Origin of the sequence: Eubacterium barkeri (genome assembly GCF_900107125.1) — a bacterium.
Lineage (GTDB): Bacteria > Bacillota > Clostridia > Eubacteriales > Eubacteriaceae > Eubacterium_O > Eubacterium_O barkeri.
Genome location: NZ_FNOU01000009.1, coordinates 11995 through 31636, shown reverse-complemented (window position 1 = coordinate 31636; position 19642 = coordinate 11995). Strand labels below are relative to the sequence as shown.

Sequence of the window (19642 nt, the reverse complement as noted above, 5' to 3'; positions counted from 1 at the left end):
TCTTGAATTATTCGTCCAAAAGGGTCATTTGAGCATCGTCATCGGCTGGGGTTTCTTCATCATCCTCAGGATCTTCCTTATATACCTTTGAAATCGTCGCAATCCGTTCATTTTCCTTCAGCTTCATCAGCCGGACCCCCTGGGTGTTCCGGCCAACCTTGGAAATACCATCGCCCTCTAACTTAATGACCACACCCTGGTTATTGATCATCATGATCTCACCGCCGGGCGACAGCACGCAAAAGCCCACCAGCTCACCGGTTTTATTGGTCACCTTATAGGTTTGCACGCCCTTACCACCGCGGTTCTGGGCACGGTATTCATTGCCCTGGGTCAGCTTGCCATAGCCCTTTTCAGAGACACACAGCACGCAGTCCTCATCGGAAACAATATCCATACCAACCACCACGTCGCCGGCGCGCAGATCAATGCCCCGCACCCCAATGGAGGTCCGCCCCATGGATCGGGCATCCTCCGACTTAAAGCGGATGGCATAGCCCTTCTGAGTTCCCATGACAATGTCCTCTGTATTATGGACAATACGCACATTGATGAGTTCATCATCGTCCCGGAGGTTAATACCGATAATCCCATTTTTCCGGGAAGAATCGTATTCCGATAAGGGTGTTTTCTTGATAATCCCATATCGGGTCGCCATTACCAGGAACTGATCCTCTGTGAATTCCTTAATGGGAATCATGGTTGTGATCTTTTCATCCGGCTCCAACTGGAGTAAATTGACGATGGCTGTTCCCTTGGCCGTCCGCCCTGCTTCTGGAATTTCGAACCCCTTTAAGCGCAGTACCTTTCCCTTGTTGGTAAAGAAGAGAAGGTAGTGATGGGTGGTCGTGGTAAAGAGGTGCTCCACAAAGTCATTATCCCGGGTGGACAGAGCCGTAATTCCTTTACCACCCCGTTTCTGGGAGCGGTAAGTGTCTGTGGAAATCCGTTTGACATACCCGATATGGGTCATGGTGATGACCACTTCCTCTTCTTCGATCAGGTCTTCCACGTCAAAGTCCTCGACGTCGATATCGAAGGATGTCCGGCGGGCATCGCTGTATTTCCGTTTAATTTCCGTCAGCTCTTCCTTAATGATATTGAGGACCAGCTGTTCATCTGCCAGGATTGCCCGGAGCTCCGCAATGAGCTTCATGAGCTCGGCGTATTCATTTTCAATTTTTTCCCGTTCCAAACCGGTCAGGCGCTGGAGACGCATATCGAGAATGGCCTGGGCCTGGATTTCAGTCAGGGCAAAGCGTTCCACCAACTGAATTTTCGCTTCCTTACCATCTGCCGCTGCACGGATCAAGGCAATGACCTCGTCAATGTGGTCCAGGGCGATGCGCAGGCCTTCTAAAATATGGGCCCGGGCTTCGGCCTTTTTAAGGTCAAACTTCGTCCGTCGTACGATGATTTCCTTTTGATGCTCAATGTAGTGGTAAAGGACCTGCTTTAAGTTTAAAACCTTTGGCTGTCCATCCACCAGGGCCAGCATGATAATCCCAAAGGTATCCTGGAGCTGGGTGTGCTTGTACAGCTGGTTTAAAATAATGGTTTCATTGGCATCCTTCTTTAAATCGATGACGATGTTGATGCCTTTTTTCAGGTCCGATTCATCCCGAATATCGGAGATGCCTTCTACCCGTTTATCCTTCACCAGCTCCGCAATTTTTTCAATGAGCTTAGCCTTATTGACCATATAGGGGATTTCGGAAACCACAATCTGCTTCCGACCCCGCTTATTTTCCATAATTTCGACCTTAGAGCGGATTTTTACCCGTCCCCGGCCAGTGCGGTAGGCTTCTTTAATTCCAGCCTTTCCCAGGAGGATACCCGCCGTTGGAAAGTCTGGTCCCTTGATGTGGGTCATCAGCTCTTCGATGGTGATCTCCGGATTATCAATGAAGGCGACGGTGCCATCGATGACTTCCCCCAGGTTATGGGGTGGGATATTGGTGGCCATCCCAACGGCAATCCCCGAGGACCCATTGACCAACAATTGGGGGAACCGGGCAGGAAGAACCTCTGGCTCTTCTTCAGAACCATCAAAGTTCGGGATAAAGTCCACCGTATCCTTATTGATATCCCGGAGCATTTCCATGGCGATCTTGCCCAAACGCGCTTCGGTATAACGCATGGCGGCAGCGCCATCCCCATCCACAGAGCCAAAGTTTCCCTGGCCCTGGATGGTCATATAACGGGTGGAGAAATCCTGGGCCATACGAACCATAGCATCGTAAACAGAGGAGTCCCCATGGGGATGGTATTTCCCTAAAACCTCCCCGACGATACGGGCAGATTTTCTAAAGGGCTTGTCTGGTGTCATGCCGAGCTCGCTCATGGCGAAGAGGATCCGTCTATGGACCGGCTTCAGGCCATCCCGAACGTCCGGCAGGGCCCGTCCGATGATGACGCTCATGGCGTAGTCGATATAACAATTCTTCATTTCGTCCTCGATATTGACGGGACGGATATTGCCCATAGGCATCATTTCATTTTCGTCCATTACTTACCTTTCTCTCTTCTATATGTCCAGGTTCTTAACCTTTTTCGCATTCCGTTCGATAAATTCCTTACGGGGCTGTACCTTATCCCCCATGAGGATGGTAAAGATTTCATCGGCGTAGGCCGCATCCTCCACATTGACCTGGAGCATGGTCCGGGTGTTGGGGTCCATGGTGGTTTCCCACAACTGGCTGGCATCCATTTCCCCAAGGCCTTTGTACCGCTGGAGGGTTACCTTGGAACGATCCTCTTCCTCAACCAGACGCTTTTCAAGGTCTGCATCGGTATAGGCATATTCCACATGCTTACCCCGGGTAATCTTAAAGAGGGGCGGCTGGGCGATGTACACATAGCCATGCTCAATGAGGCCGCGCATATAGCGATAGAAGAAGGTCAAAAGCAAGGTCCGGATATGAGCGCCATCCACATCGGCATCTGTCATAATGATGATTTTATGATACCGGGATTTTGTCACATCAAAATCCTCACCCACGCTGGTCCCAAAGGCAGTAATCATGGATTTCAGGGAATCCGTGGTTAAAATACGGTCCAGACGGGCCTTTTCCACATTGAGGATTTTCCCACGGAGGGGGAGGATCGCCTGGATTTTTGAATCCCGTCCACTTTTGGCAGAACCGCCAGCAGAGTCCCCTTCCACGATGAAGATTTCAGAGAGGGCAGGGTCCTTTTCCCGACAGTCCGCTAATTTCCCGGGTAATGATGTGCTGTCTAAAGCACTCTTACGACGGGTCAGCTCCCGGGCTTTTTTTGCCGCTTCCCGGGCTCGGGATGCGGATAAGGTCTTTTCGATAATGGTTTTGGCAATGGTTGGATTTTCCTCCAAAAAGGCGGAAAGCTCTTCATTGACAATGGTTTCCACAATCCCCTTGACCTCCGGGTTACCCAGCTTTGTTTTCGTCTGTCCTTCAAACTGGGGATCCAGAAGCTTGATGCTGATAATGGCCGTCAAGCCTTCCCGCACATCTTCACCAGAGAGGTTTTTTTCATTGGATTTAATATAGTTGTTCTTTTTAGCGTAATTGTTCACCGTTCGGGTGAGGGCACTTTTAAACCCATTCAAGTGGGTTCCGCCTTCCGGGGTGAAGATATTATTGGCATAGCTAAAGATATTTTCGGTATAGCCCGTGGTGTACTGAAAGGCGATTTCAAGGCTATAATCATCCATTTCCTTTTCATAATAGGCAATGTCTTCATACAGGGCATCCTTATTGCGATTCATATATTCAATATAGGATCGAATCCCACCTTCATAGCAATAGGTTTCCTTTTGCTCCATCCCCGGACGTTCGTCCTTTAAGGTAATGGAAACCCCTTTATTTAAGAAAGCCAGCTCCCGAAGACGATGTTCAAGGACATCGTAATCGTAGATTAGCTCGTCAAAAATTTCCGGGTCCGGTTTGAAATAAACCTTTGTTCCGGTCCGGTTCGTATTCCCAATGACTTCCAGCTCAGAGGTCTTTTTCCCCCGGGCAAAGGACTGGGTGAAAATCTGCTTGTTTTGCTTGATTTCAACCACCAGCTCCATGGACAGGGCATTAACAACCGAAACCCCAACACCGTGGAGCCCCCCGGATACCTTGTACCCTCCGCCGCCGAATTTCCCGCCGGCGTGAAGGACGGTCAGGGCCAATTCCACCCCGGTTTTTTTCTTTTTATGGTTCATCCCCGTTGGAATCCCACGGCCATCATCTGTCACGGTAACGGCATTATCAGAATCTACCACCACGGTAATATTCCGGCAATAGCCAGCCAGAGCCTCATCGATGGAGTTATCCACCACTTCGTATACCAGATGATGGAGTCCCTGCTTACCCGTGCTTCCGATATACATCCCCGGGCGTTTTCGTACTGCCTCCAGGCCTTCTAAAACCTGGATCTGGTCTGCGCCATATTCATGATTGGTCGTTAAATTATCTGCCATATTTTCCTCCATCTAACACATTGGTTCAACGCTCTGATCCATTAACCCATTTTTGGATTTTTCCATCCAAAACCTGGAATTGATTCAGTTCATTGTGATCGTACCGGCGGGCAAAGCTCGCATCGGTACAGGTAATAAAAGCCTGGGTCCGGCCTAAAAGGGATAAAATCCGCTCCTGCCGGGTTTCATCCAGCTCCGATAAAATATCATCTAAAAGGACAATGGGGTAATCTCCGGTGCTTTCTTTATAGATATCAATCTGGGAAAGCTTCAGGGAAATCGCCGCTGTGCGCTGCTGTCCCTGGGAGCCGTATTTACGGGCTTCCATCCCATTAATATGGATAATCAGATCATCCACATGGGGCCCATAGGTGGTGGAACCCCGATCCATATCCCCCTTTCGGCTTTCCAGAACACGCTGTCTGAAAATTTGCTCCAGGGAATCCTGTTCCTTTAAATCCGCTAAAATATTATTTTGGTAGTAAAGGGACAAAACCTCAGCCCCGGAGCTCATTAAATGATGGAGCTTTCGGGCGTTTTTGTTCAGCTGTTTTAAATAATCCACCCGATATCCCATGAGTGCCGTGCCATATTCGATGAGTTGGGCATCCCAGGGCTCCAGGGTATCAGCCAGGCTTGGGGTGTAGCGGATCTCCTTTAACAGGGCATTACGCTGGTGAAGGACTTTTTTGTACTGCTTAAGCACATGGCCATACCCTGGCATAAAGCCGCTGATTTCCTCGTCCATAAAACGTCTGCGCTTCTCTGGTCCCGCCTTAACAATCCGCAAATCCTCGGGTTCAAAAAGAATGGTGGACATAATCCGGGAGGCAGCCTCCTGTTTACCCTCTTTTTTACCATTAACCTTCAGGATTTTCTTTTTATGGTCCATGGCCATGGTGATGCGATGGTCAATCTCCTGACGCTGGATCTCACCGCCAATAAAGAAAGCCTCCTGGCCAAAGGATGCCAATTCAGAAATATTCACTGCCCGGTGGGAGTACCCCCGGGACAAAAAAAAGATTCCCTCCAGCAAGTTCGTCTTGCCCTGGGCATTCGGTCCGACGATCACATTAATATGGTCCGAAAAGGTGAGGGATGTACTTTCATAGTTTCTAAATTGGCCAAGTTTTAAGGATTTAAGGATCATTGTACCCGATCGCCGTTAGCAGTAATGTGATATTCACCGGCATCTTCTACCGTCACCACATCACCAGGGCGGACTTTTTTACCGCGCATGGTGCAGACATCCCCATTAAAGGTCACCAGTCCATCGGCAATGAGCATCTTCGCATCGCTGCCAGATCCCACAATTCCAATGAATTTAAGCAGCTGATCCAGCTTGATGTATTCCGTAGTGATTTCTATTTTTTCCATCTCATAACCCTTTTAGTTGTTTTAATAGATATTTCATCTATTTTGCGAAAACTCCTTTAAAATCATGGAATAAATCGTGATTTTAGATATAAATAGTCTCTATCTGGATTATTATACCATAAAAAAGGACTTGTACAAGACAAGTCCTTAAAAGTTTATGTGAAGTTTTTCCCGAAAAGGAAAAATAAAGAGAAAATGATGATTAATCATCGGAGATCCGAACGGGAAGAATCAGATAGGTATAAGCACCATTTTCCTGAGGGGATTGGATGACCGCTGGTCCCACAGAGGTGGTCATATCGATTTTGATTTGATCGTCACCAATGACTCGGAGGGCGTCGATGACAAACTTAGAGTTAAAGGCAATTTTGATATCCTCACCCTTTTTATCGATGGGGATGATTTCATAAACATCGCCAATATCGGCACTGGAGGTAACCGCCATCTGATCGATGCCAAATTCCATCTTGATCAGGTTATTTTTACCTTCCCGGGCCAATAGGGCTGCCCGCTCACAGCTTTCCAAAAGCAGTTTGCGTTCAACGATCACCTCAGTACTCTTCTCGTTGGGGATAATATGCTTATAATTAATAAATTCCCCCTCAAGTAAGCGTGAGGTAAATTGGGTATTTTCAATTTCAAAGAAAATCTGTGTCTGGGAGAATCGGACGATGATATCCCCATTCTTTCCAGAAAGCAGTTTATCTAATTCGTTCATGCTTTTACCTGGAACAATGACGGATATCCCGCCTTCAACACCATTTTCCAGCTCTCCTTTACAAAGGGAGAGACGATAGCCATCTAAGGCAATAACCGTCAGGGAATTTCCTTGGATTTCCATCTTCAGCCCTGTAAGTACTGGAATATTCTCACTAATGGCAACTGAAAAAAGGCTGCCGTGGATCAGGGCTTTGAGTTGTCCGGCATTAATGGTGAAGTCATAATCTTCTATAATTTTAGGGAAGGTCGGGAATTCTTCTGTGGACATCCCCCGAATGGTAAAGGAAGAAAGGAGACATTCGACCTTCATTTGGAGATTATCGGTCCCCTCAAAAAAAACAGTATCCCCGGATAGTTTTCGAATGAGTTCCAGTATAAAGCTTGAGGAAAGAATAATTTCCCCTTCGCCTTCAATATTAGCCGCAATGGAGGTCTTAACGCTGATTTCCATATTGGTAGTCGTGAGAAAAAGACGGTTTTCGTAGGCTTGGAATAAAATGCCCTCCAGCACTGGCATGGTGCTTTTGCTGGCAACTCCCCGGCTGACAATGGCCAGGGCTTGGGTTAATTCATCTTTAGCACAATCAAATTTCATGGGTAACCTCGTTTCGCGTATTTTGCATGGTTATGTATAGTTATACATATTATAAAAATAGTAGTAATAGTAGTAGGGCCTGTTGAAGCTGTGGATAACTGTAAATGTCCTGTTTTTAGAGGTGTATCGACGTTTTTTAACGGTGGATAACCTGTGGAAAAAGACAGGGATTTTATGTGGGCAACTCAGTGTTATCCACTGTGGATGATTTTAGTCTCCCTTAATCTCATTCTGGATTCGGATAATCAGATTTTTAAAATCTGTATTACTGTCCATTTCCTCTGAAATCTTTTGGCAGCCGTGAATGATGGTGGAATGATCCCGCCCCCCAAATTCTTCTCCGATACGGGGAAGGGAGAGTTCTGTCATTTCCCGGGTGAGGTACATTGCCACCTGACGGGGGGTGGAAATGGCCTTGGTGCGCTTTTTAGAGTCCATCTCCTCCACGGTGATATTGAAGTATTTCGCCGTTGTTTCCTTAATATAAGCGGCATCAATGACGATATTAGCCTTGTCCTTGAACAAATCCTTCAAGGCATCCCGGGCAAAATTGAGGGATATCTTTTGTCCATGGAGCTTGGAATAGGCGACAACCGTCGTTAAAGCGCCCTCGAGTTCCCGTATGTTTGAATGGATATTGTCTGCAATAAAGTTCAGGACATCATCGGGGATATCTTCTGCGTAGGATTCCGCTTTTTTCCGCAGGATGGCAATTCGCGTCTCAAAATTAGGGGTGGAGATATCCGTAATTAAGCCCATTTCAAAGCGACTTCGCAATCTTTCGGCTAGATTTGGAATCTCCCGGGGGGGACGGTCAGAGCTGATGACAATCTGTTTGTTTTCCTCGTGGAGGGTATTAAAGGTATGGAAGAATTCTTCCTGGGTTCCTTCTTTTTTGGCTAGGAACTGAATGTCATCAATTAAAAGAATGTCGACATTTCGATACTTATTCCGAAAGGTTTCGCTATTCTGATTCTTGATGGAATCAATAAATTCATTGGTGAAGGTCTCACAGGAGACATAGACGACGCGATTGTTGGAGTATTCGCTGATGAAGTTGCCAATGGCCTGCATTAAGTGGGTTTTACCCAGACCGACACCCCCGTAAATAAAGAGGGGATTATAGCGCTCAGAGGGGAATTCCGAGACCGCAACACAGGCGGCATGGGCAAAACGGTTATTTTCACCGATGACAAATTTATCAAAGGTATATTTTGAATTGAGGTTACTGGAGGATTTAATCCTTCGGCTTCCTGATTGATTAGAGGAGGGTTCCTTTGAAGGCGTCGCCTCCAGAACAAGCTTTTTCCCCCGGGGGATTTCGGAATCGTCTAAAATAAATTTAACCTGAATATTTTCACCAAGGACGTTTGAAACCGCATTATTGGTTAGGGTCAGGTAGCGGGTATCTAATACTGATTTGCAGAATTTGGCATTGCTCGTCGCGACTTTGACATAAAAATCGTGGCTGATAAATTCCATAGGGATAAGTTCGGTAAACCAGGTGTTAAAGCTAACCTCAGGCATGTCTTCACTAATCATGTCGAGGGCTTTTTGCCAGATGGTATCGATTGAATGCTCCAATAGTTCCTCCAAGTATTCACATTTTTTCAACAAGCCACCCACAGAGACTGTGCATGGATTCAAAGATTTGAGTTTATCCACATCCTGTTTATAACTTATCAAGATGGCGGAATGTGGAAAAAAGTGCATTTTATTAACAGTTATCCACAGTTTATTCAGATTCTATCAACAAAAAGTGGAAAATTGTGGATAAAAGTAAGTTATCCACAGAGGTTTTCTGTTATTATATCAGATGATGGCGGCGGCATCAACAAAGGAGTGCGAACCTTTTAAAACTTTTGGCCATTTTCCCTTGACATTCGACTTTACAAACTATATACTTCTAAGGTAAAAGCCAAAAATGCTTAATTTTTAAATAAAATATAGGACAGGGGGTACCGCGAAATGAAGAGAACCTTTCAGCCCAAAGTAAGACAGCGCAAAAAAGAACATGGCTTCAGAAAAAGAATGTCTACTCGATCTGGTCGTCTTATTTTGAAAAAAAGAAGACAAAAAGGCAGAGAAAAATTATCTGCATAATAAAAGGGCCGTTTTCCAAACGGTCTTTTTTTCTATGAATTGGTAAGGGAAAGTACATATCAATGGGCTTTCTAAATGTATACAATGAAATTGGAGTTCTTTTATGAAGAGTGTATCTTTGCGGAAACAAAAGGACTTTGATGGGGTTTTTAACGAAAAAAATGTCTTTGGAAATCGCCATTTCACCTTATTTTATAAAAAAAATGGAGAATCCTTCAATCGTATTGGCATCATCGTGAGTAAAAAGATCTCTAAAAAAGCAGTTTGCCGGAATCGGTTAAGACGGCAGATTAAAGAATCCTTTCGACAACGTCAGGTTGGTGTGAAAACTGGCTACGATCTCATCATCATCGCGAAGGCGCGGTGCTTAAATGATGCTTTTTCGGATTTAGATCGGTCCTTAGACCATTTGTTTTATAAGACAAAGCTGAAAAAGTGAGGTTGAAATGATTAAGGGATTTTTTTTATCGATGATCCGGGGATATCAAAAATTTATTTCACCCTGTTTGCCAAATAGCTGTCGGTTTACCCCGACCTGTTCAACTTATTGTTACCAGGCGATTGAAAAATATGGTGTAATCAAAGGGCTTTATTTAGGCATTCGGCGCATTATTAAATGCCATCCCTTCCATCCTGGAGGGTATGATCCGCTGCCGTAAAAAAGAATACTTAATTAGGAGTGTGTGAATGGATTTTTTATACCAAGCATTCGGTTGGGTGCTCCTTCAAATTTTTAATTTGGTGGGGAACTACGGGATTGCAATTATTCTTTTTACCATTTTGGCAAAATTAATCTTGCTCCCTTTAAACCTGAAGCAGACGCGTTCAATGAAGGAGATGCAGGCCATTCAGCCTGAGCTCCAAAAATTACAGAAGAAATACAAAAATAATCCAGAAAAGCTAAACCAGGAGACCATGAAGCTGTATAAGCTTTATAAGGTTAGTCCCATGGCTGGCTGTCTGCCCCTTCTGCTCCAACTTCCGATTATTTACGGATTATTTGGTGCCCTTAGAAATCCTGATCAATGGGTTTCTGCCGGTGTAGGGGAAGCAGGATTTTTGTGGCTGCCAAGCCTGAGTGCTCCAGATCCCTGGTATATTCTGCCAATCCTGTGTGTGCTGTTAACCTTCATCACCCAGAAATTTATGATGAGTTTCCAGCAGGGTGGGGATCCCACCATGCAGCAGTCTCAGAAGATGATGCTTTACATTATGCCCTTGTTTATTGGCTTTGCAGCCATTAGCATGCCGGCTGGGGTAGCACTTTACTGGGTGGTTCAGAATATCTTTACCTTCATCCAACAGTTCTTCTCCATGCGTAAACCGGTGGATCTGGTTAGCCCGGAAGAAGCAGAACGTCGTTTAGAAGAAGCAAAACGTCAGGAAAAGAAAGATAAGAAGAATGTTCGGCAGCAACAAAGTGAAATGCGGGAACAGGCCATGATGGCCCAGCAGGGGAAAGCACCTAAAAAAGAAAGCACTGTCACCCGTCCTAAGACGAAGCCAGCCAGTAAAAAGGTGGTGCGTCAGACGATTACCAAGATTCCGGAACGACGGGACGACGAAAAGCGCTAGTTTTTTTAAAAAATGGAGAGGCGTATGAATGATAAAGTAATTGGAAAAGGAAAAACGGTTGAAGAAGCAATTAATAACGCTTTACTCGAACTGGGAAAGACTTTAGATGAAGTAGAAACCAATGTTCTGGAATTTCCGGATAATGGGGTATTCGGTTTATTTGGGAAAAAACAGGCGGTAGTCGAGGTTACTCCAAAGGATGATCCCGAAAAACGGGCAGTGGATTTTTTAACAGATATGATGTCTGCCATGAAAATTCCCTGCAGCATAACCACCAGCCTGAACAATGATGTTTTATCTGTGGAGCTGGCGGGAGATAATATGGGCGTGCTTATCGGCCGCCGGGGTCAGACCTTGGATTCCATCCAATATCTCACCAGTCTGGTGGTGAATCGAAAGGGCAGTCAATATGTCAGGGTCGTTATCGATACTGAGAATTACAGAAGTAAGCGGGAACAGACCTTAGAAGCTCTGGCCCGGAAGATGGCGGGGAAAGTGGTCCGTTACAATAAACGGATGTCATTGGAACCCATGAATCCATCGGAACGGCGGATCATCCATGCTGCACTGCAAAACCATTCCGATGTTTATACCTTCAGCGAAGGTGACGAGCCCTATCGTTACGTTGTGATCGACTTGAAGGATCATCAATAAATTTAAAATTTGGGGCTGTCGCATTCTGCGGCAGCCTTTTTATAATTTTGGAAGGATATATAAAATGCATCTATTCGATGATGATATCATTGCTGCTGTAGCGACCCCCATGGGAAGTGGCGGCATTGGGATTGTTCGGGTCAGTGGACCGGGATCAATCCCTTTGGTAGAAAATCTCTTTAAGAGTAAAAGTAAAAAGAATTTGGTGGATTTGGTCAGCCACTCTATGACCTATGGGGATATCATTGACGATGGGGGAGCACCCATCGATGAGGTTCTGGTGACTGTGATGGCGGGCCCCCATACGTATACTACCCAAGATGTGGTGGAAATCAATTGCCATGGCGGGATGGTGGCGACTCGTGCCGTTTTGGATCAGGTATTGAGCCATGGTGCAAGATTAGCAGAACCGGGAGAATTTACTAAAAGAGCGTTTTTAGGCGGTCGGATCGACCTTTCCCAGGCTGAGGCTGTTATGGATGTGATTTCTGCGAAAACCCGACGTAGCCTTGAGCTTTCAGTGGGCCAATTATCCGGGGAGTTATCCAAAGCTGTGGCAGAGATTGACACAGCCTTAATTGCCTTATTATCCGATATGGAAGCCAACATTGATTATCCGGAATACGATATTGAAGAGGTATCCTATCATCATACAGAAAAGATTTTAAAGGACTGTATTGAAAAACTAAAGCGCTTAGTGGAAGCAACCTCCAAGGGGAAAATATATCGGGAGGGTTTACCCACTGCGATTATTGGAGCTCCCAATGTGGGAAAATCATCATTACTTAATTATCTGATTCAGGAGGAGAAGGCCATTGTCACAGATATTCCAGGGACTACCAGGGATATTATTGAGGAGTATATTAATATTGATAATATTCCCTTTAAGATTATTGACACCGCTGGAATCCGGGATACAGAGGATTTGGTGGAAAGAATAGGTGTCAACCGTTCCCGAAAAATGATGGAAGAGTCTGAGTTGGTATTGTTTATGCTCGATGTTTCACGTGAAACATCTGGGGATGAACAAATACTTATGGAGGAAGTAAAGAAAAAGAAGCATATTATTATAGCGAATAAAATAGATCTGGAAAAAAAAGCTTTTCCAGAAGAAATGAATGTCCAGGCCATTTCCCTTCGGAGTCATGAAGGGCTGGAGCAATTAAAAAAGAAAATGGTGGAAGCCGCCATTGGAGAAAAAAATACTGAGAATGTCCAGGCAATGATTGTGAATGCCCGGCAAGAGGGATTACTGAATCAAGGGGTGAGGCAGCTTCAGGCTGCTATGGATGCCCTTCAAGGCGGTATACCCATGGAGCTATTAACCATTGATATAAAAGGTGCCTTAGAATCCATCCGCTTTATCACCGGTGAATCCATTGGATCAGACATCATTGATGAAATTTTTTCAAAATTTTGTTTAGGAAAGTAGGGACAGATGAATTATAAAAGTGGTGACTTTGATGTTATTGTTGTTGGAGCTGGACATGCGGGATGTGAAGCCGCTTTGGCTTCTGCCCGGTTGGGTTGGTCAACCCTCCTACTGACCATCAATTTAGATTCTGTGGCGATGATGCCCTGTAACCCCTCCATCGGTGGAACGGGTAAAGGACATCTGGTACGGGAAATCGATGCCCTTGGGGGAGAGATGGGAAAAAATATTGACGCAACCATGATCCAGTGCCGGATGCTCAATACGGCCAAGGGACCAGCGGTCCATTCCCTCCGGGCCCAGGCGGATAAAAAGGCCTATCAATTCCGAATGAAGGAAGTGATTGAAAACCAGGAGAATTTAGTCTTACGCCAGCAGGAAGCGACTGAAATTATTGTGGAAAATGGAAGGATTACCGCTGTGGTCGTACAGACTGGGGCAACCTATGGGTGTCGCACCTGTATCATTTCAACGGGGACTTACCTGAAGGGGCGGGTGTTCATTGGGGATGTACAGTATGATAGTGGCCCCAATGGCCTGTTTCCGGCCATGGCCCTTTCTGATAGTTTAATGAAAGAGGGAATTGCCCTCCAGCGGTTTAAAACAGGGACTCCTGCCCGGGTGGATGGAAAAACCCTGGACTACTCCAAAATGGAAATCCAGGAAGGCGATGAACGGATTGTTCCCTTTTCCTTTGAGACAGAAGCCATTGATATTGAGCAGGTCCCCTGTTATCTAACCTATACGAACGCCGAAACCCATGGCATCATTAATGCCAATTTAGAACGATCCCCCTTGGTAACCGGGGATGTGGTGGGCATCGGTCCAAGGTACTGCCCTTCCATCGAAACGAAGGTCATGCGCTTTGCAGATAAAGAGCGCCACCAAATCTTTATGGAACCGGAGGGCCTACATACCCGGGAAGTCTATGTCCAGGGAATGTCCTCCTGTTTACCGGAGGATGTACAAATTGCCCTTTACCGCACGGTGCCAGGAATGGAAGGGGTGGAGTTCATGCGTTCGGCCTACGCCATTGAGTATGACTGCATCCATCCTACACGGCTGAAGGGATCCTTGGAATCCAAGGACATTGATGGTCTGTTTTTTGCGGGTCAAATCAATGGGACCTCGGGCTATGAAGAAGCCGGAGCCCAGGGCTTGATGGCGGGGATTAATGCCAGTCAATACTTAAAGGGGGAGGAGCCAGTGGTTTTGGATCGCTCAGAAGCCTATATTGGGGTTTTGATTGATGATATTATTAATGAAGATGCCCAGGAACCTTACCGGATGATGACCTCCCGGGCAGAATACCGCCTGCTTTTGCGTCAGGATAACGCCGATTTACGGCTGACCCCCATTGGTAAGGAGATTGGTTTAATTTCAGATGAACGATACAACTGTTTTGAAGAGAAGAAAAAGGCAGTGGAAGATGAGAAGGAACGGTTAAAAAGGGTCATCGTCAAGCCGAGTGCCGAAAACAATCTTCAATTAAAGGAAATGGGAACCTCGCCCCTCACCTCTGGTATTTCCATTGCGGATTTAATGAAACGTCCGGAAATAACCTATGAGCGTACTGCGGTATTTGACCCTGAACGTTCAGTGCTGGCAAGACCAGTGTGGGAACAGGTGGAGGTCCAACTAAAGTACGATGGCTATATTCGCAAGCAAATCGAACAGGTTGAAAAGTTTAAGCGACTGGAAAGCTTGAAATTGCCCCAGGGCATTATGTATGATCAGATCTCCGGATTGCGCAATGAAGCGAAGGAAAAGCTTGAAGCCATTCGTCCCGCTTCCCTGGGCCAGGCCAGCCGAATTTCCGGTGTGTCACCGGCGGATATTTCAGTGCTGCATGTTTATCTCGAGCAGGAAAGGCGGCGTAAAGTATGAGTGTTGAAGAATTTATAAATTATTGTAAGGAATATGGTATAGTCCTAGATTCAAACCAGGCAGATCAGCTTTTGGGTTTTATGGATGAAGTGCGTCTGATGAATGACCAAATTAATTTAACAGCCATTACAGAGGAAATCCCCTTTATCGATAAACATCTGGTGGATTCTTTGCTTTGTGATTTGGACAGCCTGCCGGCCGGTGCACAAATTTTAGATATCGGAACAGGGGGAGGCTTTCCTGGCGTTCCCCTGGCCATTAAATATCCGGAGCTGGAATTTTTCCTTTTAGACAGCACCGCTAAGAAACTCAAAGCCGTGGAGGAAATTACAACGCATTTGGGATTAACCAATGTACATTTTCTGGCTGGTCGAGCGGAAGAATACGCCCAAGAATCTGTCCACCGGGAAAAGTATCAGGGTGTCACCTCCAGGGGTGTCGCCGGGTATCCCTTACTATTAGAGCTTTGTATGCCCTTTCTTAAGAATGGTGGGTGCTTCTATTCCTGGAAAGGAAAAAAATACAAAGAAGAAATAAAGGAGTCCCAAAACGCCTTAAAAATCTTAAATGGTGAAATATCAGATATAAAAAAGCATTTATTACTGAAAAGTGATGAGGTTCATGTTATAATTCAATGTAGAAAAAGTGGAACAATCCCTGAAAAATATCCAAGAAATTATGGGACAATAAAAAAAAGACCATTATAAATCACAGATGTTTCACGTGAAACAACCATGGAGACTGGAATGAAAAAAACCTTAAATACAGTTAATGATATAGAAATTGAAAAGATTCTGCCGAATCCGAACCAACCCCGTAAAATCTTTAATGAATCGGCCATTAATGAATTGGCTGAGTCCATCAAGACCTTTGGGGTTATCCAACCCATTTGTGTCCGACGGATTGACAATGACGTCTATGAACTGGTTTCAGGGGAACGGCGGCTGAGGGCATCTAAAATTGCCGGGATGCGTACAATCCCCGCCGTTGAGGTGACTATTTCAGACCAGGATTCGGCGGTTATCGCCATTGTCGAAAATATTCAACGGGAAGATTTGAATTTTTTCGAAGAGGCGGAAAGCTACCGTCAGCTCATGGCGTTCTATAATTTGACCCAGGAAAAGGTGGCTGAGTTGCTGGGTAAATCCCAATCCTTTGTGGCCAATAAAATCAGACTCCTTAAGCTTGACCATGAGGTCATCCGGGAGGTGAAGGATAATGGATTATCTGAACGCCATGCCCGGGCACTGCTCCGTATTCCCGATCCGGAAATTCAGAGAGACGTGATACAAAAAATTGTAAAGCGGGGAATGACCGTTAAAAGTACAGAGGATTTAGTTGAAAAAATTCGGGATAACGTGCTGACCAATAATTATGATGAACAGATAACGCCAGAGAAAAAAGCTCGGGTTAAATCTTTTATTAATGCCCAAATTTATGTGAATACCATTAAGTCTGCCTTCAAAGTAGTGAAAGACAGTAAGAATAATGCAGAATATAAAGAGAAGATGAAGGATGATTGCATCGAGATTACCATCCGAATTCCAAGATGATGGACAAGAAAGGGTGACGAATGAGTAAAATCATTGCGGTTTTTAATCAAAAGGGAGGGGTTGGAAAAACAACCACCAATATCAACCTAACCACCGCTGTAAGCATGGAAGGAAAACGCGTATTAACGGTGGACATCGATCCCCAGGGGAACACAACCAGTGGCTTTGGCATTGATAAAAATGATCTGGAGGTTTCCGTATATGATGCCCTGGTGGATACCATGGATCCGCGAAAAATTATTTTAACCACAGGTTATGAAAATTTAAATATCCTCCCTTCAAATATTGAGCTGGCAGGCTCTGAAATTGAGTTGGCAGGAATGCGTAAGCGGGAATCCCGACTGAAGGAAAGCCTAGAGAAGATCGATGGGTATTACGACTATGTTTTTATTGATTGTCCACCCTCCCTGGGACTACTGACCATTAATGCGTTGGTGGCTGCTGATACAGTGCTTATTCCCATTCAATGTGAGTACTATGCTCTGGAGGGGGTCGGCCAGCTGATGAGCACCATTAGTTTGGTGAAACGTGGTCTTAATCCAAGCCTGGAAATCGAAGGGGTACTCATGACCATGTTTGACGGTCGGACCAACCTTTCTGTTCAGGTGATGGATGAAGTCAGGGAATATTTTAAGACTAAAGTTTATAGGACGTATATTCCCCGAAACATTCGCCTGGCCGAGGCCCCCAGCTTTGGGCAGACTATCTTTGAATATGCAGCAAGTTCCAAAGGCTCCCAGGCCTATCAGGATTTTGCCAAGGAATTCATTGAAAGGCAGGTGTAAAATGGCAAAAGCAAAGGGATTAGGGAAGGGCCTGAAGGCCCTGATTAGTGAAGAGATCAATTTTGATGAGGAGATTGCCAAGGTTGAGGAAAAGGAACCCCTTGTCTTTGAATTGGAAATCAATAAAATAAGACCGAATAGTGACCAGCCCCGGAAGAATTTTGCCCGGATCGCACTGGAAGAGCTGGCGGCGTCCATTGCTGAGCATGGGATCCTTCAACCTCTGGTGGTTAAACCTGAGGGAAAGGGGTATACTATAGTTGCCGGTGAACGGCGTTTTCGTGCAGCAAGTATTGCAGGGCTGAAAGTGGTTCCGGTTATCATCCGGGATCTATCACCCAAGGATGTTATGGAAATTGCCCTCATTGAAAATGTCCAGCGGGAGGATTTGAATGCCATTGAAGAAGCCATAGCCTATGGTAAACTGATGGATGCTTACAATCTAACCCAGGGGGAAATTGGGATTCGCATTGGGAAGAGTCGGGCGACAGTGGCCAATACCATGCGGCTCCTCAATTTACCCAAGGAACTCCAAAATCAGGTCCTTGATGAGAAAATATCTTCAGGTCACGCCAGAGCATTACTCGCTTTGGAGGAACCAGGGCAAATGATTGCCCTGGGCAAGGAAATCGAGGAAAAGCAATTAAGTGTCAGAGAGGTGGAAAAACGGGTGAAGGCTATGAAAAATCCCCGAAAGGAGAAGGCGCTTCCATCAGCCAATCCTTTTTTAGTGGATTTAGAAGATCAACTCACCCATCGTTATGCCACGGCCGTCCATATTAAAGGGACGGATCAAAAGGGAAAGATCGAATTAGAGTATTTTTCAACGGAGGAGCTGAATCGGCTTCTGGAACTCATGAATATCACCGGGAGGGACTATGAAACAAGAAAATTATCGTAATCGACGAAAGATTAATGCCATTAACACGGCTTTAGCTGCAAACTTTTCATACATCGTCATTGTATTGATCTTCAAAGGAATCTTTGATGCCCTGGGGCTTGGGAATACCGGAAGTTATCATCTGATCTTTGGAGGCATTGAATTTGTAGTGGTCTCAGTATTTTTAATTGCCTTCAATTGGGTGAGCTTTAAGGATGCTAGTTTAGAAAGTAATGGAACCTACGGGCGCTTTCTGCTGTTAGAAATGATTCCCATTGGTATGATGACCCTTGTTACCATTGTTTTAACCTATGTGGGAACCAATGGCTCCTTTAATGCCGATTGGAATGTGGCCACCTTTATTGTTGCACCGACACTATTTTGGTATTTGCCCTTTGGTATTATCTTTAATTTTGCATCCATGATTCCATTGGCGGCTTTTATGGCTATCTGCCTGGTTTATATGATTGGCCTCCAATTTATTGGATTTGCCATCGGTGGAAAGAGCCGGGCCTTTGCCAAGGAACGGGAACAAAAACGACTGGTTCAGGAACGTCAGATTATGCAGCGTCAGAATGAAATGGCCCGTCAGGCAGCCTATAATACCGGAGCAATTTCTACCCAGGCAGTGCGGGAAGGCTTACAGTCCCAGGGCGGGGGCCGTCGGCCCCAGACCCGGCCAGCCATGGCACTGGATCCCCGGGATCCCTTAGGGGATGTGGATCAGCCGGCCATTATCCAAACCGAAGCTTTTTCGTCCATTACGGATGAAATGATTGAAGAAGCCGTCAGAAACCAGAAGATTAAATCCGCGCAGCAGAAATCTGATGAACGTCGTGCGGCAGCCCAGGGCCAGCCGACCGTTACCCAGCAGAAGAAGAATGTCTCCATCAGCCGACAGCGCAAACAGCAGACCACGGATTTAGCCAGGGAGCTGGAAGATATCCGTCGAAAAATGGAGAAGAAGGACGAACAATAAACTATGCATTTCTATCTGTTTGACTATATCAGTATGGGCATTATGCTCATACTGGCCCTTAATGGGTATCGAAAAGGTGCAATAAGCTCCCTCCTTAATTTAGTGGGACTTATTGCTTCTTTTATAATTTCATGGATTGCGGCCCCAGCCGTTTCTGCCTATTTGATGACCATCCCTCAAATAAAGGAGATGATGTTGGGGTGGATTGTACCGCTCTTACAGCGTAGTGGAATGGAAACACTCCAGTCTGTAGGGGCGGGAATGCTTTCAGGGTCCGGCCTAACGAGTGAGACCCTCAACAGCTTGATTCAAAGTGGGAGCATCCAGGTCACTGAAGCCTTAAATCAAACCGCACTGGTGTTGGGAGAACGGCTTCTATCCATTATCGCTTTTTTTGTTTTGCTTCTTTTACTCAATATCGTCATTGGGGCCATAAAGCACTTATTCAATAAAGTTAACCATGTACCCGTCCTTGGAACCCTCAACCGGATCATTGGCTTGGGCCTGGGAGGCGCCATTGGAATTTTAGTTTCTGGGGTGGTGATCTTTATTGCACTGACCTGGGCAACGGTCAGTGGTGATGCCACCCTGGTCAGTCAATTGACAAGCGGAGGCGTAACGGCGGCCATTACCCGTCTTTTTTGATAGCAGG

Annotated in this window: 19 protein-coding genes; 13 read left to right on the top strand and 6 right to left on the bottom strand. The window is 45.7% G+C overall.

Translation table 11 applies throughout. The features are described from left to right. Positions 1-7 precede the first annotated feature (7 nt). The 6 genes from gyrA to dnaA all read right to left on the bottom strand — a co-directional run bounded on the left by gyrA (position 8) and on the right by dnaA (position 8726). The gene (gyrA, locus tag BLU30_RS06860) at positions 8-2494 is read right to left on the bottom strand and encodes a DNA gyrase subunit A (protein ID WP_176770860.1); all 2487 of its coding nucleotides are present in this window, start codon (positions 2492-2494) and stop codon (positions 8-10) included. A 33-nt stretch (positions 2495-2527) separates the two neighbouring features. Then, a complete protein-coding gene (gyrB, locus tag BLU30_RS06855; protein ID WP_090244841.1) occupies positions 2528-4450 on the bottom strand; it encodes a DNA topoisomerase (ATP-hydrolyzing) subunit B in 1923 nt (640 codons plus the stop codon). 25 nt (positions 4451-4475) lie between these two features. Next, positions 4476-5600, bottom strand: a complete 1125-nt coding sequence (recF, locus tag BLU30_RS06850) for a DNA replication/repair protein RecF (RefSeq protein ID WP_090244838.1) — start codon at positions 5598-5600, stop codon at positions 4476-4478. Beyond that, positions 5597-5827: an RNA-binding S4 domain-containing protein gene (locus BLU30_RS06845; protein WP_090244836.1), complete on the bottom strand. Its 231-nt coding sequence runs from the start codon at positions 5825-5827 to the stop codon at positions 5597-5599. The genes recF and BLU30_RS06845 overlap by 4 nt, the downstream gene beginning before the upstream one ends. 202 nt (positions 5828-6029) lie before the next feature. Beyond that, positions 6030-7142, bottom strand: coding sequence for a DNA polymerase III subunit beta (gene dnaN / locus BLU30_RS06840; RefSeq protein ID WP_090244833.1), 1113 nt, complete (start codon positions 7140-7142; stop codon positions 6030-6032). 210 nt (positions 7143-7352) lie between these two features. Then, positions 7353-8726, bottom strand: a complete 1374-nt coding sequence (dnaA, locus tag BLU30_RS06835; RefSeq protein ID WP_242873533.1) for a chromosomal replication initiator protein DnaA — start codon at positions 8724-8726, stop codon at positions 7353-7355. 384 nt (positions 8727-9110) lie between these two features. Here dnaA and rpmH point away from each other — a divergent pair, with 384 nt between their 5' ends. From rpmH to BLU30_RS06770, 13 genes are all read left to right on the top strand, one after another. After that, positions 9111-9245, top strand: coding sequence for a 50S ribosomal protein L34 (rpmH, locus tag BLU30_RS06830; RefSeq protein WP_090244829.1), 135 nt, complete (start codon positions 9111-9113; stop codon positions 9243-9245). A 103-nt stretch (positions 9246-9348) separates the two neighbouring features. Then, on the top strand, positions 9349-9684 hold the full coding sequence (gene rnpA, locus BLU30_RS06825; protein ID WP_090244826.1) for a ribonuclease P protein component: 336 nt from the start codon (positions 9349-9351) through the stop codon (positions 9682-9684). A gap of 7 nt (positions 9685-9691) precedes the next feature. Next, entirely contained in the window at positions 9692-9904 is a 213-nt protein-coding gene (gene yidD / locus BLU30_RS06820; protein WP_090244823.1) for a membrane protein insertion efficiency factor YidD, read from the top strand. Positions 9905-9932: 28 nt separating this feature from the next. After that, entirely contained in the window at positions 9933-10820 is an 888-nt protein-coding gene (locus tag BLU30_RS06815) for a YidC/Oxa1 family membrane protein insertase (protein WP_090244820.1), read from the top strand. Positions 10821-10844: 24 nt separating this feature from the next. Next, a complete protein-coding gene (jag, locus tag BLU30_RS06810) occupies positions 10845-11474 on the top strand; it encodes an RNA-binding cell elongation regulator Jag/EloR (RefSeq protein ID WP_090244818.1) in 630 nt (209 codons plus the stop codon). 64 nt (positions 11475-11538) lie between these two features. Continuing rightward, positions 11539-12906 (top strand): tRNA uridine-5-carboxymethylaminomethyl(34) synthesis GTPase MnmE, encoded by a 1368-nt coding sequence (gene mnmE, locus BLU30_RS06805; protein WP_090244815.1) that lies wholly within the window; start codon positions 11539-11541, stop codon positions 12904-12906. Between the two features lie 6 nt (positions 12907-12912). Then, the gene (gene mnmG, locus BLU30_RS06800) at positions 12913-14793 is read left to right on the top strand and encodes a tRNA uridine-5-carboxymethylaminomethyl(34) synthesis enzyme MnmG (protein WP_090244812.1); all 1881 of its coding nucleotides are present in this window, start codon (positions 12913-12915) and stop codon (positions 14791-14793) included. After that, a complete protein-coding gene (rsmG, locus tag BLU30_RS06795; protein WP_090244810.1) occupies positions 14790-15500 on the top strand; it encodes a 16S rRNA (guanine(527)-N(7))-methyltransferase RsmG in 711 nt (236 codons plus the stop codon). Before mnmG ends, rsmG begins: the two co-directional genes overlap by 4 nt. Positions 15501-15539: 39 nt before the next feature. After that, positions 15540-16346 carry a ParB/RepB/Spo0J family partition protein gene (locus BLU30_RS06790; RefSeq protein ID WP_090244808.1) on the top strand — a complete coding sequence of 269 codons (807 nt, stop codon included), beginning with the start codon at positions 15540-15542 and terminating at the stop codon, positions 16344-16346. A 20-nt stretch (positions 16347-16366) separates the two neighbouring features. Next, entirely contained in the window at positions 16367-17131 is a 765-nt protein-coding gene (locus BLU30_RS06785; protein WP_090244806.1) for a ParA family protein, read from the top strand. Position 17132: 1 nt separating this feature from the next. Further along, complete coding sequence (locus BLU30_RS06780; protein WP_090244805.1) at positions 17133-18032, top strand: ParB/RepB/Spo0J family partition protein; 900 nt, start codon at positions 17133-17135, stop codon at positions 18030-18032. Continuing rightward, positions 18010-18990 (top strand): hypothetical protein, encoded by a 981-nt coding sequence (locus tag BLU30_RS06775; protein WP_090244804.1) that lies wholly within the window; start codon positions 18010-18012, stop codon positions 18988-18990. Before BLU30_RS06780 ends, BLU30_RS06775 begins: the two co-directional genes overlap by 23 nt. Positions 18991-18993: 3 nt before the next feature. Further along, a complete protein-coding gene (locus BLU30_RS06770; protein WP_090244802.1) occupies positions 18994-19635 on the top strand; it encodes a CvpA family protein in 642 nt (213 codons plus the stop codon). Positions 19636-19642 lie beyond the last annotated feature (7 nt).